Origin of the sequence: Bacillus sp. FSL L8-0528 (assembly GCF_038593085.1) — a bacterium.
Lineage (GTDB): Bacteria > Bacillota > Bacilli > Bacillales > Bacillaceae > Bacillus > Bacillus paralicheniformis.
On sequence record NZ_CP151961.1, the window covers coordinates 3,936,777 to 3,951,979 of the forward strand.

Here is a 15,203-nt window from a genome sequence, read left to right on the forward strand (position 1 = left end):
GCCTCCTTTACTTGGCATTCTTTCGTTCAGTCTCTTTTATTTCCTCAACACTTACATAGTAGCCGTCGTCATATTCAAATGAACGAAGAATCATACAGAGGAATACACCGATCAGACCGACGATTCCCATCCAGAACCATTCAAAGACAAGCCCGAATCCAGCAAATCCGAAGCATAATGACATGAGAAACGGACGGCCTGAATTGCTCGGCATATGAATCTTTTTAAACTTGCTTTCAGGATGAATCTCGACATTGTCTTCCTTCATTTGCGCAAATGCGTCAGGTGATGTGACCTCAGGCAGAACCGCAAAGTTATAGTGCGGCGGGATCGCAGAAGATGTAGCCCATTCAAGCGTACGACCCATTCCCCAAGCATCTCCTGATTCTTCGCGTTTTGAATGACGGAAGCTGTAGAAAATGTTGTAGCAGAGAACGATGAATCCCGCGGCCATCAGCAATGCGCCGAATGTCGCAATCATGTTCAATGCAGTCCAGCCGTCTTCTGCTCCGTATGTGTAAATACGGCGAGGCATTCCTTGCAATCCAAGGAAATACATCGGGAAGAAACAGATGTTAAAGCCCGTCATGAACAGCCAGAAGAACCATTTTCCGATGCGTTCGTTCAGTTTGTGACCGAACATTTTCGGATACCAGAAGATCAATCCGGCGAAACATGCAAACACAGTACCCGCGATCAGCACATAGTGGAAGTGCGATACGAGGAAGTATGTGTTGTGATATTGATAATCCGCAGCTGCCATCGCAAGCATAACGCCCGTAACACCGCCGATGACGAAGTTCGGAATAAATGCAAGCGACCACAGCATCGGCGTTGTGATTTTGATTCTGCCTCGATGCAGCGTCAACAGCCAGTTAAAGATTTTAACCCCGGTCGGCACCGATATCGCCATCGTCGTAATCGAGAAGAACGAGTTGACCGCCGCGCTGTTGCCCATTGTGAAAAAGTGGTGCAGCCAAACGACGAAGCTGAGAACCGAAATGGCAACAATTGAATAAACCATTGCTTTGTAGCCGAACAGCTGCTTTCTTGCGAATGTCGCAATGATTTCTGAAAAAATACCGAAAGCAGGCAAAATAACGATGTAAACCTCAGGATGTCCCCAAATCCAGAACAAGTTCGCCCACAGCATCGGCATACCGCCGTTCGCCAAGGTGAAAAAGGCTGTTCCGAACAAGCGGTCAAATGTCATCAGCGCCAAAGCCACTGTCAAGACAGGGAAGGCGAAAATGATAATCACACAAGTGATCAGCGTTGTCCAAGTGAACATCGGCATCCGCCATAGGGTCATGCCTTTTGTACGCATTTTCAGGATGGTAACCATAAAGTTAATCCCGGTGAGAAGCGTACCGATACCCGCGATCTGAAGTCCGAGCAAGTAATAGTTCTGCCCAGGCCCAGGACTCAGCTCATTGCCTGCAAGCGGCATGTAAGCCGTCCATCCTGCATTCGGCGATCCGCCGATGACGAATGAAATATTAAACAGCATCGCTCCGACCATGAAGGTCCAGAAGCTCAAGTTGTTCAAATACGGGAATGCAACATCGCGCGCACCGATTTGGAGCGGTACGACGACGTTCATTAATCCAATAAGAAACGGCATCGCCATGAAAATGATCATGATCGTACCGTGTGTCGTAAACACTTCATTATAGTGGTTGGAATCTAAAAAGCTGTTATTAGGAAGCGTGAGCTGGGCACGCATCATTAACCCGTCGACACCGCCGCGGAAGAACATAATGACTGCGGCAATGAGGTACATGATTCCTAAACGTTTATGATCGACGGTGGTAATCCATTCTCTCCAAAGCCATTTCCATTTTTTGAAGTATGTCAGCACAAATACGATTGCAATGGATGTAAGCAAAATGGAAATCTGTGCTCCAAGAATTAATGGGTCACCTGTAATTATGAATTCGTCCCATTTCAAATTCATGCGAGCTTCCTCCTTTCCTAGTGAGAATCTTGGTCTTCAGATTGTTTTTGATCTTTGTTTGTCTTCACGTTTTCAAACGGATCTGATTTTGAGTGCGGAGACAATGGTTTATAGCCCAATCTTTCGCGCGCTTTAATGGCGTATTCCGCATCATTTCCGTGGTTAACGTACTTCAGGTGTGTCGATGAGAACGTCATTTCGTCCGCATGCTGAGGAAGCATCAGTTCATCGTACTGGCTTTTCGTCAGCTTAGGAGCTTCTTTCTGCGTTTTCTTCACCCAGTCGTTAAACTTGCTTTCAGATACCGCTTTGACATCAAACTGTTGTTCTGCAAAACCTTCACCTGTGAAGTTTGCATTTCGGCCTTTATAAGTACCCTCATGGTCTGCCTGCAAATATTGCTCCATTTCCATTCCGGACATGGCATATTTTTGCCCGCCAAGCTGCGGAATCCACAGTGATGCCATAGAATCGGCAGATGAGATTTTAAACAAGATCGGTCTGTCTGTCGGGATATTCAAATAGTTGACCGTTTCGATATCCTGTTCCGGGTAGCTGAATACCCATTTCCAATCGACAGATGTCGCATATACGACCAAAGGTTCCTTGTCCTTTGATGCTTTTGGAGCCTCTTCTAGAGAATAAATTGTTTGAACTGTCGGCACTGACAGCGCAATAACAATTAAAATCGGTACCACTGTCCAGACGATTTCTAAAAATGTATTGCCTTCTACTTCCGGGCTGTAAGGAGACTTTCTGTCTTTACGCTCACGGTATTTCACAATCATCACAGTAAAAAGGACAAATACGACCGCTACGATAAACAGCATAAATCCAATCGATAATAGAATAAGATCTCTTTGCTGCGAAGCAACCGGTCCTTTAGGATCCAATACCGCGATTTGACTGCAGCCGCCCAATAAAAAAACGGAGGAAAGCAGAGTCAGCATAATCAGTGGTTTAAATGCTCTGAACAAGAGGATCACCATCCTTCCTTAAATGATGTCTAAAATTTGGTCAGAATATCTAAGATAAAAGGATTCTGAAAAACTTTTTTCTTCTACCTTGCTATGCTATCAAAATCTTCACCAATTAGCCTTATTTTTTTCGATTGTTCACCTTTTTTTCACCCGAATGTCACAAAATCGTCAAAATTTGTTCATGATATTATGAATAACGAAGGAAATAGACTGGTAATTTTTTAGTTCTTTTTACACACATAGCAAGAGCTGACAAATCCCTCCGGAACAAAAAATCTGTCAAATTTAGGTTTACCACAATAAAAAACTTTGGTCAATCATTAATTTAACATTGTTAAATTTTTTCATAGTGAATCATTATCTTCCCCCATTCCTTTTCCCTGTTGACAACCAGCTTTAAACTTCAAAACATCAAAAAAGAGCTTCCTTCTGTAACTGAAAGCTCTTTTTCATCCTATTTAATAAGCGTCATCGCATTCTAGCTTTGATAGCCGTTCGGATGTGCTTTAAACCACTTCCACGCGCTGTCAATGATCGTTTCCAGCTCGGCGTATTTCGGCTGCCATCCCAGTTCTTTCACTGCTTTTTCCGAAGAGGCGATCAGCTGTGCCGGGTCTCCTGCACGCCGCTCTGCAACCTCCGCCGGTATTGGGCAGCCTGTCACTTTCCGGGCTGTTTCAACGACTTCTTTGACCGAGAAGCCCGTGCCGTTTCCGAGATTGTATACGGTGCTTTCTCCGCCCTTTCGAAGCCTTTCGACAGCGAGGATATGCGCGTCGACCAGATCCATTACATGGATGTAGTCTCTGATGCACGTACCATCTGCAGTCGGATAGTCGTCGCCGAAAATCATAATCTTGTCGCGTTTGCCAAGTGCGACTTGAAGAATGATCGGGATCAGGTGCGTTTCAGGCTGGTGATCCTCGCCAACCAATCCGTCTACATGCGCCCCGGCAACATTAAAGTAGCGAAGGACGACATGACGGATTCCGTATGCTTTTTCAGACCACTTCAGCATTTTTTCAATGGCAAGCTTCGTTTCCCCGTAAGGGTTTGTCGGATCCGTCGGATCTGTTTCCATAATCGGCACACGATCCGGTTCTCCGTATGTTGCAGCCGTTGATGAGAAGACAATTTGCTTTACATCGAACTCTTTCATGACCTTTAACAGGCAAACGGCTCCGTATACATTGTTGTCATAATATTTGAGAGGATCTGTTACGCTTTCTCCAACTAAAGAATCGGCCGCGAAATGCATGACAGCCTCAATCTCGTTTTCCTGAAACACTTTTCTCAGGAATGCTTCATCGCGCAGATCTCCATTATAGAAAGAAGCTCCCTTTAAAGCCGCCTCTTCATGTCCAGTTTGCAGGTTATCAATAATCACGACTTCTTCATTGCGGCTTAACAGTTCCGCTACAGCATGGCTTCCAATATAGCCCGCCCCTCCGCATACTAATATTGCCAATTCATTTCTCTCCTTTCAGCGGCGTTATTCTTCTATTTTAAATCTATAAAACGCCTGTGAATCTCTTTTTCAATCCTAAGATGATATATTCGCTTTTTCATTTTACCACCTTCAGCATTTTCCGGCTTGTATTTTCATCATTTCTTCAAATAAAAACTAGGGGTAAAACAAATGGAAAGGTTTCTGTTCCATTAAATGCCTTACAAGGAATAGTTCGGGTTTTTATCCATATCAATGGTATCATCCTGGTGAATTAAAGCGATTTTGAGGCAAAAACTATACTTTTTTCACTGCATTTGAAACCAATGTTCATTTTTCCCACTTAATACTGGTCGATAATAGTATTTTCGTATTACCCTTCTTTAACCCATACAGCAACTAAGCCGAAAGGACCCTCCCTACCCACCATGTCTTTATTCTAAATCATTCCTTGAAACCATTGTTTTTCCAATACTTTTGCGTAATAATCTGCCAAAAATCTCTTTCTTATTTTTAGAATATTCAAAGGATATTCGGCTGCAATTGAGAAATTTTTAATAGGGAAAAATGATCATTTTTATTTGAATACTATCCAGTCAGTAATTGATTGTTTATTATTATAAGTAAGAATCTAAGATTTTTTGGTTTTTTTAGTCAGTTATTTAGGGAATAGGTAGGTTTATCAAAGATGACTTTGTGAATTTTTTATGAAATTTGTCATTGTTTTCACATGGCTGTTGTTTTATAACTTTTATTGCATCTCAAGGAAAAACCGTTTTTTTCTTTGAGGTGAACAACGTCTTATCATATTGGAGGAAGCTATGAATACTCAAACGAAACACAAGTTGGACAAAGATTGGGTGATTTTGATGAAGGAGGCGAAAAAACTTGGGCTGCAAATTGAAGATGTGAAAGAATTTCTTCACAGTCAGCCGATCCAAAGCGATGCTGAAAAACCGATAAAGCAATAAGCGTTTAGAAGCATCAGTTATCCAAAAAAACAGGCGGTTCTGTTGAATCTTGATCTATCAAGATGATCCAACCGGCTGTTTTAACGAGTGTTTTAATTGATAATGACGTATTTGAGCAGCAGGCCTGCTGCCTGTGTATAGATTCTGTCTGCTCCATAGAAACGCGCGTTTTAAGGAGCAGCCTTACCTTTGCCCTGTACATAGGTCGTTTCATTTTTCCAGCTTCACTCTCTTAAGGGGTACCAGACCGGATTGAATAAGGCGTTTTAGAGGCATGCTGACCAACGCTTACGCCAGCAGTCCCATACACTTTCCTCTGCATCGGTTTCGATTGCCTTTCTCCCAAAGGGGGGCGGAGCTTTTCGTCTTGATCCTTCTGATAATATCCTCAGGCTTCCTTTCCATCCTCTCTTTTCTGCCTATATAATCGATTTTTCCGATGGTAAATATCTAAAATATCAATTTTACTGATGATTGTTGTTATCTTAAACTGAATTCATGACCGATTCCAAAGGAGGATGAAGAATATGGGGATAGCAGCAATCTGCGGAAGCTCCCGCGAAAATGGAAATACGGAAGAACTGATGAATCGATTAGTAGACGGACTTGATGCCGATAAGATATTTCTGCGAAACTATCACATTCAGCCCGTATCGGACTACAGGCACAGCAATACAGCCCCTTTTTACCCTGATGATGACTACAGAGACCTGATCAGCCGGGTGCTGGAGAAGGATATCCTGGTTTTTGCCACTCCGATCTACTGGTACGGCATGTCGGGTCTGATTAAAAATTTTATTGACCGCTGGTCACAGACATTGATAGAGCACGGAAGATCTGCATTTAAACAGCAAATGGCGAAAAAAACGGTCTATGTCGCAGCTGTCGGAGACGACGATCCCCGCTTGAAAGGGCTGCCGCTCATCCAACAGTTTCACTACATATTTGATTTTATGAACATGACATTCGACGGCTATTTGCTCGGCAAAGGGAACAAGCCCGGCGGCGTGATGACAGACCGGGAAGCGATTGCGTCTGTAAATGAACTGAGAAGGAAGCTGACAGAGGCAGAAACGGGGCGGAAGGCATGACAAATGAGAAGGTGAACAAAAGGTTTCTTTTATGGAAAAAACATTTATTTGAGATGATCAGGTCTTTCATCTTATATAAATAAAACGCTGTGTGAAAATTGAAGAATAAATCCGGAGCTTGTTACATACCTTTGTTGTATCTTTTCAGACAAACACAGGGAGGGGCAAAGAACAAATGAGAGAAGGCAAAATAGATTACAGCAAAGCTGCGGCATCTCCGGAGTTCCAGCGGTTGTTATCACGGAAACGGGCTTTTATTGTACCGATGACGATTTTCTTTCTGCTCTTTTATTTCCTGCTGCCGGTTATGACATCATACTTCACATTTTTGAATCAGCCGGCAGTCGGAGCCATCACATGGGCATGGGTTTTTGCGATAGCTCAGTTTGTTATGACATGGACGCTGTGCATTGTGTATACAAAAAAAGCCGGTCAATTCGATCAAATTGCAAACGATTTCAAAAAGAAGATTGGAGGCGTTGATTCATGAGTGCCACAGCCTTTATTCTGTTTCTTGCCATTGTTGCTCTCACGCTTGTCATTACGTATTTCGCGGCCAAACAGACAAAAACGGCCAATGAGTTTTACACGGCGGGAGGAGGGCTTACCGGCATTCAAAACGGACTGGCTATCGCGGGAGATTACATGTCAGCGGCTTCTTTCCTCGGCATTGCCGGGATGATTGCTTTGAACGGGTTTGACGGCTTTTTCTACAGCATCGGCTTCCTCGTCGCTTATTTAGTCGTGCTTTACATTGTGGCAGAGCCGCTCCGAAACCTCGGCAAATTTACAATGGCGGACATGATTGCCTCCCGTTTTAAACAAAAGAAAATTCGCGGTGTCGCCGCATTAAACACGATCACGATCTCCACCTTTTATATGATTGCACAGTTAGTCGGCGCCGGTGCGCTGATCAAACTTCTGCTCGGCATCGATTATACGCTGGCAGTGTGCATTGTCGGGGTTTTGATGACCATCTACGTCGTATTCGGTGGAATGATCGCAACCAGCTGGGTCCAGATCATCAAGGCCGTTCTCTTGATGGCGGGGACGCTCATTATTTCAATCATCGTTTTTTCAAAATTCGGCTTCAGCCTGACGAACATGTTTGAACAAATGAAAACAGCTACTCCGCTTGGGGCGGATTTTTTGAACCCCGGCAATAAGTATAAAGTTCCTCTTGAAACACTTTCACTCAATTTGGCGCTCGTCCTCGGAACAGCCGGCCTGCCTCACATTCTCATCCGGTTTTATACAGTAAAAGATGCCAAAACGGCAAGGAAATCGGTAATCTCGGCTACATGGATTATCGGTATATTTTATATTATGACGGTCTTTCTCGGTTTTGGTGCTGCCGCGTTTGTCGGTTTTGAAAACATTTTAGCTGCCGATAAAGCGGGGAACATGGCTGCACCGCTGCTTGCTCAGGCGCTCGGCGGAGATTTTCTGTTCGCCTTCGTCTCAGCCATCGCATTCGCAACGATTTTGGCGGTGGTTACAGGACTTGTTCTGTCGGCGGCATCCGCCTTTGCGCATGATATATACAGCCAGATTATCAGAAAAGGCGCGGCTACGGAAAAAGAGCAAATGATAGCTGCAAGGTGGGCTTCCATCGGCGTATCCGTCCTTTCGATTCTGCTTGCTGTCTTCACCCAATCCCTGAATGTCGCGTTTCTTGTCTCGCTTGCATTTGCCGTGGCGGCAAGCGCCAATTTGCCGCTCATTATCTTCACCGTCTTCTGGAAGAGATTCAATGCGGCCGGCGCTTTGGCCGGCAGTCTGACCGGTCTTTTAAGCGCGCTGATTCTCGTCTCCATCAGCCCGAGCGTCTGGGATCCGGCCGGAAACGCCATCTTTGTCGGAGAACCGCTGATCCCGCTTTCCAACCCGGGAATCATCTCCATTCCGCTCGGCTTTTTAGGCGCTTATCTCGGGACAATTCTGTCTTCAAAAACCCCTAATCAAGAAGCATTTGCAGAAATTCAGGTCAAAGCGCATACAGGCATCCACATGGATCAATCTTAAACCGTGTGCAGCCGAAAAAAACTTATGAGCCCGCCGGCCCATAAGTTTTTATTTATTCCCGAAAGCTCGCCAGCCGCTCATTCAGCGCTTTCGTGTGCCGGTAGACATCTCTGTAAATTTGAAACAGAGCTTTGTATTGTCTGCTGTATTCACGGCGGGGCGAAAAGGTTTCTTTGATGAGAACAAATTGGTCTGCACAAGCTTCAAGCGACGGAAACCAGCCGCACCCGACGGCCGCAATCATGGCTGCTCCGTATGCCGGCCCCTGTTCGCTTGTCAGTCTAATGATGTTGGCGTTGAAGATATCCGCCTGGATTTGCAGCCATTGATCGCTTTTGGCGCCTCCGCCGATTGAAATCACGCGGCTGATGTCCTTTCCCGCGGCACGGAATTGTTCAATGCTCTCGTGAAGGGAGAATGTGATGCCTTCAATGACGGCTCTGACGAAGTCCGCCCGTGTATGTGCGCTGTCCATACCGATGAAGCTGGCGCGAATATCTGCGTCGGCATGAGGGGTTCTCTCCCCTGACAAGTAAGGGGTAAACAGCAGCCCCCGGGCACCGGGACAGGAATGGTCAATATCGCTGATTAATTCGTCAAATGACGATTGGCCGGCAAATACATCTTTAAACCAGCTGAAGCTGCGTCCCGCAGAAAGCGTCACTCCCATTGAATAAAACGCATTGGGGGCGGCGTGGTTCAGAAAATGAATATTGCCATCAAACTCTTGATCTCGGTTTGATTCATATGTGAGAACAACCCCTGAGGTGCCTATGCTGCAAAGGGCGGTTCCTTCTCTTAAAATACCGGCGCCGACCGCCCCGCATGCATTATCAGCGCCGCCGGCAAACACCTTGACTTCAGGAGCCAGACCGGTTTCGGCCGCGAATTCCGGACTGACGCCGCCGACACAGGCGCCCGGCTCAATCAGATCCGGACATAAGGACTCCGGGATACCGAGCTTGCTGCAGATTTCCACGCTCCATGTCTGATGTTTCACATCGAGCAGGAGCGTTCCGGCCGCATCTGAATATTCGCTGTGAAGACGCCCCGTCATCGTGTACCTGACATAGTCTTTCGGCAGCAAAAAAACGGCTGCCTTTTCAAACAGCTTTTTTTCATGTTCTTTCACCCATAAAAGCTTCGGAAGGGTAAAGCCTTCGAGTGCCGGGTTTTTCGCGATCTCGAGCAGGCGCTCCTTTCCGATTTTGTCGTTAATCAGACGGCATTGTTCGGTTGTCCGTGTATCGTTCCACAGGATCGCGTTTCGCAAAACCTCTCCTTTGCCGTTTAAAAGTACCAATCCATGCATCTGTCCGGAAAAGCTGATCCCTTTAATCTGAGATGATTTTCCCGGGAAATGCATAACTAATTCCTTAATGGCTTCCTTCGTTTTCACCGCCCATTCTGCGGGATCCTGTTCAGAATAACCGGAATGGGGCTGAATGATGGAAAATGGTTTGGAGACCTCGCCGCACAGCTCCCCCCGCTGATTGACAAGGATGATTTTAACCGCGCTGGTGCCGAGGTCGACCCCGATCACGTATTCCACTAGCGTGTCTCCTTTTCTGCCGGCGCTTCGCGCAAAGCGTTCAATAAGTAACGGTTAACGGTCGCTTTCAGTCGTTCCTGGCGGCCTGACTGATTTTCAATTTGGTCGTGTTCAAGAGCGTATGCGGCGAGCTTTTTCAGATCGGTGCGGCCTTCTTTGATCTCAAGCCCGATGCCTTTCGTATAGCTTTCATAACGTTCTTCAATGACCTGGTCGAGCGCTTTGTCTTCAAGCAGACGGGAGGCGACTTTCAAGCCGACTGCATACGTATCCATTCCTGCGATATGAGCGTGAAATAAGTCTTCATCCGCAAAAGACGGGCGCCTTACTTTAGCATCGAAGTTAATGCCGCCGGTTTTAAACCCGCCTGCTTTCAAAATTTCATACATCGCCAGTACCGCAGAATACAGATCGGTCGGGAACTCATCGGTATCCCAGCCCAGGAGCAAATCGCCCTGATTGGCGTCAATGGAACCCAGCACATCGTGCAAGGCAGCCACCCTTAGTTCATGCTCAAATGTATGCCCGGCCAAGGTCGCATGGTTCGCCTCAAGATTGAGTTTAAAATGGTCTTTTAAACCGTAAGTTTCTAAAAAGGCGATCGTTGTGGCCGCATCAAAATCGTATTGGTGCTTCGTCGGCTCCTTCGGCTTCGGCTCGATCAAAAATTGGCCGTCAAAACCGATTTCGCGCGCATACTCAACCGCCATTCTGTAAAATGAAGCCAAGTTTTCGAGTTCAAGCTTCATATCTGTATTCAGCAATGTTTCATAACCTTCTCTTCCGCCCCAGAACACATAATTTTCCGCTCCAAGCTCCTTGGCGATGTCCAGCCCTTTTTTCACTTTTGCGGCCGCATAGGCATAGACATCTGCATTGCAGGAAGTTGCGGCTCCGTGGACATACCTCGGATGGGTAAACATATTGGCTGTATTCCAAAGCAGCTGAACACGGCTAGTCTCCATCATTTCTTTAAGAAAAGACGACATTTGATCCAAATACGCAAAGGTCTCACGCAACGTTGCTCCTTCATCAACGATATCAACGTCATGAAAGCAGAAATAGGGCACGCCGAGCTTTTCAAAAAATTCAAAAGCCGCTTCCGCCCGTGCTTTTGCTTTATCCAAAGGATGTGTCATCCGGTTCCACGCCCGGAACATCGTCCCGTCGCCGAAAGGGTCTTTCCCGTCCGCATCAAAGGTATGCCAATACGCAACAGCGAAGCGAAGATGTTCCTTCATCGTTTTGCCGCCGACGTATTCATCAGGGTTGTAATATTTAAATGCGTAAGGATTTTCCGAATCGGCTCCTTCATACTCAATCATTCCAACATTTTTAAAAAACATTCCGATCTCCCCCTTCACTTTTCCTTGCAAAGCAAACGTTAAATAACAAGTTTGTTTAACCATTAAACTAACTTCCTTGTATTTATTTTACAAGATGAATCAATCGCTTTCAATGGAAATGAAGGAAAAAATTGAGTTTTCTAAATTTGTTATACTATAATAAATTCACAGCTTCAAAACAATGGAGTGATTGACATTGAATACAGCGGATCAAGCCCTTGTAAAAAAAATGAACAAAGCTCTGATTCTTGAGCAGATTATTGAGAACGCACCCATTTCAAGAGCAAAACTTTCGGAAATAACGGGATTAAATAAAGCGACCGTTTCCTCCCAAGTATCTTCCCTGCTTCAAAAGGACATCATTTATGAAACCGGCCCCGGCGAGTCAAGCGGCGGCAGGAGGCCCGTTATGCTGAAATTCAATCGAAAAGCCGGCTATGCGGTCGGTGTAGATATCGGAACCAATTATCTGATTGTTGTGTTAACCGATCTTGAAGGGCATTTGATTGAACAATTCGAACGGACGCTGGATGAAGAAGACATTCAGGCGACAGAAGAGGCATTAATCGAATTGACAGGGCTAGCCGTTGACAAAATACCGCCTTCCCCATACGGATTGACCGGAATCGGGGTGTGCGTACCCGGCTTGGTGGACAACGAACGGCAGGTGGTGTTTACGCCAAATAAGCCAATCCATTTGATTCCGTTAAAAGAAAAACTGGAAGAAAGGTTCGGCGTTCCCATTTTAATTGAAAACGAAGCAAATGCCGGTGCCGTTGGCGAGAAGAAATACGGAGAAGCCGGACAGCTGGAGCATGCCGTGTTTGTCAGCATTAATACCGGGATTGGTTTAGGGATTTTAATGAATGGAAAACTGTTTAGAGGTGTGCAAGGTTTTTCCGGAGAAGCCGGGCACATGTCCATTCACTTTGACGGCCCATTATGCCGGTGCGGGAATAGAGGCTGCTGGGAGCTTTACGCTTCGGAAAAAGCCGTCTTCTCTCACTATGGAGCGAATTCCGAAGTCCCGCTTTACGAAACCGTTAAAGAACTTGCAGACCGCAGTGATCCGGGTATGATGGAGACGTTTGAAAGATTCGGTTTTCATCTCGGCATCGGACTACTCAACATCTTGAAGACGTTGAATCCTGATACGATTATTTTGCGGAATACCATTGTGGAATCCTATCCGATCATCGTCGATGCGATTAAAAAAACGATTGCCTCAAGAAGTGCAGCAGAAGCCTTGTCTAATTATCATTTGAAAATCTCCTCGCTTGGCCGCACTGCCTCATCGCTTGGCATGTCCTCCCTTGTGATCGGGCATTTTCTGGAACGGTTTATGAACGAGAGATTTTAATTTTTATATCAAAAAAAAGCGCATATTCCATTTAGGAATGCGCGCTTTGTTTAGCAGCTTGCACTTTCTTGCCGAACGCCTCAGCGGCCGCCTTTGGATCGGCAGCCTTGCTGATGGCGCTGATGACACTGATGCCGTCAGCGCCGGCCTCGATGACGGGGACGCAGTTTTCGGCCGTGATTCCGCCGATTCCGACCACAGGCATGCCAATCCCCTGCCTGCGGAGCTCTTGAATGAGCGAGACGCCCTGCACAGCTTTTGTATCCCGCTTTGTTTCAGTCGGGTAAACCGGTCCTGCACCGATATAATCCGCCCCATCCTTTTCCGCCTTTACGACTTCTTCAAGTGTATGCGCGGACACGCCGAGGATTTTGTCCCCGATTCTCGCTCTGACGTCGGCGGCCTTATCATCATCCTGTCCGATATGCACACCATCGGCGTCAAGCGCAAGCGCGAGTTCTACATCATCGTTGATGATAAACGGAACATTGAACTGTTTGCAAAGAGCCTGCACCTGTCGAGCAAACGCCTTTTGATCTCCTGCTTTTAACGCGTCCTCGCCTTTTTCGCGGAATTGAAAAAGGGTCGCACCGCCTTTTAAAGCTTGTTCAATGACAGTTAAAGGATCGCCTGCGGTATTGTTTGAACCCATAATAAAATAGACTGACAACAGATCTTTCATCGTTTCTTTTGAGATTCGCGTCATCTTATTCCGCCTCTCTGATTCTGCCGCGTTCTTTTATATCCATCGCTTCAACAGCGGCTAGCTGATTCAAAAACTCGATTTGAAAGCTTCCGGGCCCCCGGCTTTCCGTTTTCTCCGCGGCCAACTCGGCAGCCGTTCCATAAAAAGCGGCCGCAGATACAGCGGCATGGCAAACGTCTTTTTCAACGGCGCAAAACGCACCGATGACAGAGGTAAACAGGCAGCCTGTCCCCGTCACTTTTGTTAGCAGTTGATGTCCGTTGCCCACGGTATACGTTTTTGTTCCATCCGTTATGACATCTTCAGCTCCGGTTATGATAACGGCTGTATTCCATAATTTCGCGGCTTTTTTGGCGAGCTCTGTTCTGTCGCCGCTCCCTTCACCTGCATCCACGCCTTTGATCAGCCAGTCCTCTCCAAGCGTGTTGGCAATTTCTGCGGCATTGCCTCTGACGGCAGAAACCTTCACTTCGCGCATAATCGCTTGAGCCGATTCTGTTCGAAACGGCGTCGCCCCGGCACCGACTGGATCAAAAATAACCGGCACACCGTGTTCATTGGCGGACTTTCCTGCAATGATCATCGATTCAACAGATTCACGGCTGAGCGTGCCGATGTTCAGCACAAGGGCTCCGGCGATCTTTGCCATGTCGGCGGCCTCTTCCCTCGCATACGCCATCACCGGCGATGCGCCGAGAGCCAGCAAACCGTTTGCCGTAAAATTGGTGACGACATTGTTTGTCATATTGTGTACAAGTGGTTTTTGCTTTCTGACTTTCTCAATTCCTCTTGCGGCATCTTCCAGAGTCATTCGGCTGCATTCCTTTCTGTTTTTGAATTATCGCTCCATATATACGATTTTGTATGATCAATCCACGCCCTCGCCGCAAACGACAGATAGCGGTCTTTTCTCCATATGACGGCGACATGCCAAGGAATGGCCGGCCTCACCAGCGGAATGATCCTCACCCTTTCAGGGTCAAGATCCCGGCAGATTCTTTCGGGCAAAAGCCCGATTCCAAGGTTAGCGGAAACCATTTCGCTGATGAAATCCCATTGCGAGGTTTCATAAATGACATTTGGCTGAAATCCCGCCTTCAAGCAAGCTGTAATGATCCGTTCGTGAAGAACAAAGTCTTCCCGGAAAAAGATAAACGGTTCTTCGCTTAACTGCGGAAGCTCGATCTCTTCCGCCTCAGCAAAACGATGAGACGGGTGGACGATCAGCATCAAGTCTTCTTTTACAATTGTAAAGGAGTGAAAAATCTCCTCTTTTGCAGGCAGGACGACAACGCCGATATCAAGCGACCCGTCTTCCACTCCTTCCTGCACTTTCACAGAGCCGTGCTCAACAAGCTGAAAGGTGACGTTCGGATATTTGTCTCTGAAATCCCCTATCACTTTCGGAAAAAAGCCGGAGCCGATCATCGGCGGCAAACCGATCCGCACGTGCCCTTTTTTGACGTCCATCAAGTCGTTCAGCTCTGAAGTTAAATTTTGAAACGACTTGGTGATTTCCTGGGCCTGCACATACATGCTTTGCCCCGCGTCAGTCAGCTCGATCTGCCGCCCCCGCCGGTAAAACAGCTCGATCCCGAGCTCTTCTTCAAGATTTTTAATCATTTTGGAAATTGTCGGCTGGGATATGTATAATGACTGAGCGGCTTTTGTGAAGCTTTTCAGACGGGCTACCTCCAAGAAATAGGTTAAGTGGCGTATGTCCATTTGTTTGACACCCTTTCAGAGTTCCTGCTTGTATTCATATTCT

13 protein-coding genes are annotated in these 15,203 nt (G+C 46.4%); 5 read left to right on the top strand and 8 right to left on the bottom strand.

Annotation, left to right across the window (positions count from 1 at the left end; all coding sequences use genetic code 11):
• Positions 1 to 7 precede the first annotated feature (7 nt).
• From qoxB to galE, 3 genes are all read right to left on the bottom strand, one after another.
• A complete protein-coding gene (gene qoxB / locus MHI30_RS20125) occupies positions 8 to 1,957 on the bottom strand; it encodes a cytochrome aa3 quinol oxidase subunit I (RefSeq protein WP_025810604.1) in 1,950 nt (649 codons plus the stop codon).
• Between the two features lie 17 nt (positions 1,958 to 1,974).
• Positions 1,975 to 2,943, bottom strand: a complete 969-nt coding sequence (qoxA, locus tag MHI30_RS20130) for a cytochrome aa3 quinol oxidase subunit II (RefSeq protein ID WP_020453363.1) — start codon at positions 2,941 to 2,943, stop codon at positions 1,975 to 1,977.
• Between the two features lie 472 nt (positions 2,944 to 3,415).
• Entirely contained in the window at positions 3,416 to 4,405 is a 990-nt protein-coding gene (galE, locus tag MHI30_RS20135; protein ID WP_020453364.1) for a UDP-glucose 4-epimerase GalE, read from the bottom strand.
• An 800-nt stretch (positions 4,406 to 5,205) separates the two neighbouring features.
• Between galE and MHI30_RS20140 the strand changes: the two genes are divergently transcribed.
• The 4 genes from MHI30_RS20140 to MHI30_RS20155 all read left to right on the top strand — a co-directional run bounded on the left by MHI30_RS20140 (position 5,206) and on the right by MHI30_RS20155 (position 8,471).
• Positions 5,206 to 5,355 (top strand): anti-repressor SinI family protein, encoded by a 150-nt coding sequence (locus MHI30_RS20140; RefSeq protein WP_041817368.1) that lies wholly within the window; start codon positions 5,206 to 5,208, stop codon positions 5,353 to 5,355.
• A gap of 527 nt (positions 5,356 to 5,882) precedes the next feature.
• Positions 5,883 to 6,446: a flavodoxin family protein gene (locus tag MHI30_RS20145; protein WP_075751608.1), complete on the top strand. Its 564-nt coding sequence runs from the start codon at positions 5,883 to 5,885 to the stop codon at positions 6,444 to 6,446.
• A 175-nt stretch (positions 6,447 to 6,621) separates the two neighbouring features.
• Positions 6,622 to 6,936, top strand: coding sequence for a DUF485 domain-containing protein (locus MHI30_RS20150; RefSeq protein WP_020453366.1), 315 nt, complete (start codon positions 6,622 to 6,624; stop codon positions 6,934 to 6,936).
• Positions 6,933 to 8,471 (top strand): cation acetate symporter, encoded by a 1,539-nt coding sequence (locus MHI30_RS20155; protein WP_075751609.1) that lies wholly within the window; start codon positions 6,933 to 6,935, stop codon positions 8,469 to 8,471. Before MHI30_RS20150 ends, MHI30_RS20155 begins: the two co-directional genes overlap by 4 nt.
• 52 nt (positions 8,472 to 8,523) lie before the next feature.
• On the opposite strand, the gene xylB is transcribed toward MHI30_RS20155, so the two are convergent.
• Entirely contained in the window at positions 8,524 to 10,023 is a 1,500-nt protein-coding gene (gene xylB / locus MHI30_RS20160) for a xylulokinase (protein WP_075751610.1), read from the bottom strand.
• On the bottom strand, positions 10,023 to 11,369 hold the full coding sequence (gene xylA / locus MHI30_RS20165) for a xylose isomerase (protein ID WP_041817477.1): 1,347 nt from the start codon (positions 11,367 to 11,369) through the stop codon (positions 10,023 to 10,025). Before xylA ends, xylB begins: the two co-directional genes overlap by 1 nt.
• Positions 11,370 to 11,565: 196 nt before the next feature.
• Here xylA and MHI30_RS20170 point away from each other — a divergent pair, with 196 nt between their 5' ends.
• Positions 11,566 to 12,729, top strand: coding sequence for an ROK family transcriptional regulator (locus MHI30_RS20170; RefSeq protein ID WP_020453370.1), 1,164 nt, complete (start codon positions 11,566 to 11,568; stop codon positions 12,727 to 12,729).
• A gap of 31 nt (positions 12,730 to 12,760) precedes the next feature.
• On the opposite strand, the gene thiE is transcribed toward MHI30_RS20170, so the two are convergent.
• Genes thiE through MHI30_RS20185 form a run of 3 tightly spaced genes read right to left on the bottom strand, consistent with a single transcriptional unit; the run spans position 12,761 to position 15,160 of the window.
• The gene (thiE, locus tag MHI30_RS20175; protein ID WP_075751611.1) at positions 12,761 to 13,435 is read right to left on the bottom strand and encodes a thiamine phosphate synthase; all 675 of its coding nucleotides are present in this window, start codon (positions 13,433 to 13,435) and stop codon (positions 12,761 to 12,763) included.
• 1 nt (position 13,436) lies between these two features.
• Positions 13,437 to 14,246, bottom strand: coding sequence for a hydroxyethylthiazole kinase (thiM, locus tag MHI30_RS20180; RefSeq protein ID WP_075751612.1), 810 nt, complete (start codon positions 14,244 to 14,246; stop codon positions 13,437 to 13,439).
• Positions 14,243 to 15,160, bottom strand: a complete 918-nt coding sequence (locus MHI30_RS20185; protein WP_065644441.1) for a LysR family transcriptional regulator — start codon at positions 15,158 to 15,160, stop codon at positions 14,243 to 14,245. Before MHI30_RS20185 ends, thiM begins: the two co-directional genes overlap by 4 nt.
• Between the last annotated feature and the right edge of the window lie 43 nt (positions 15,161 to 15,203).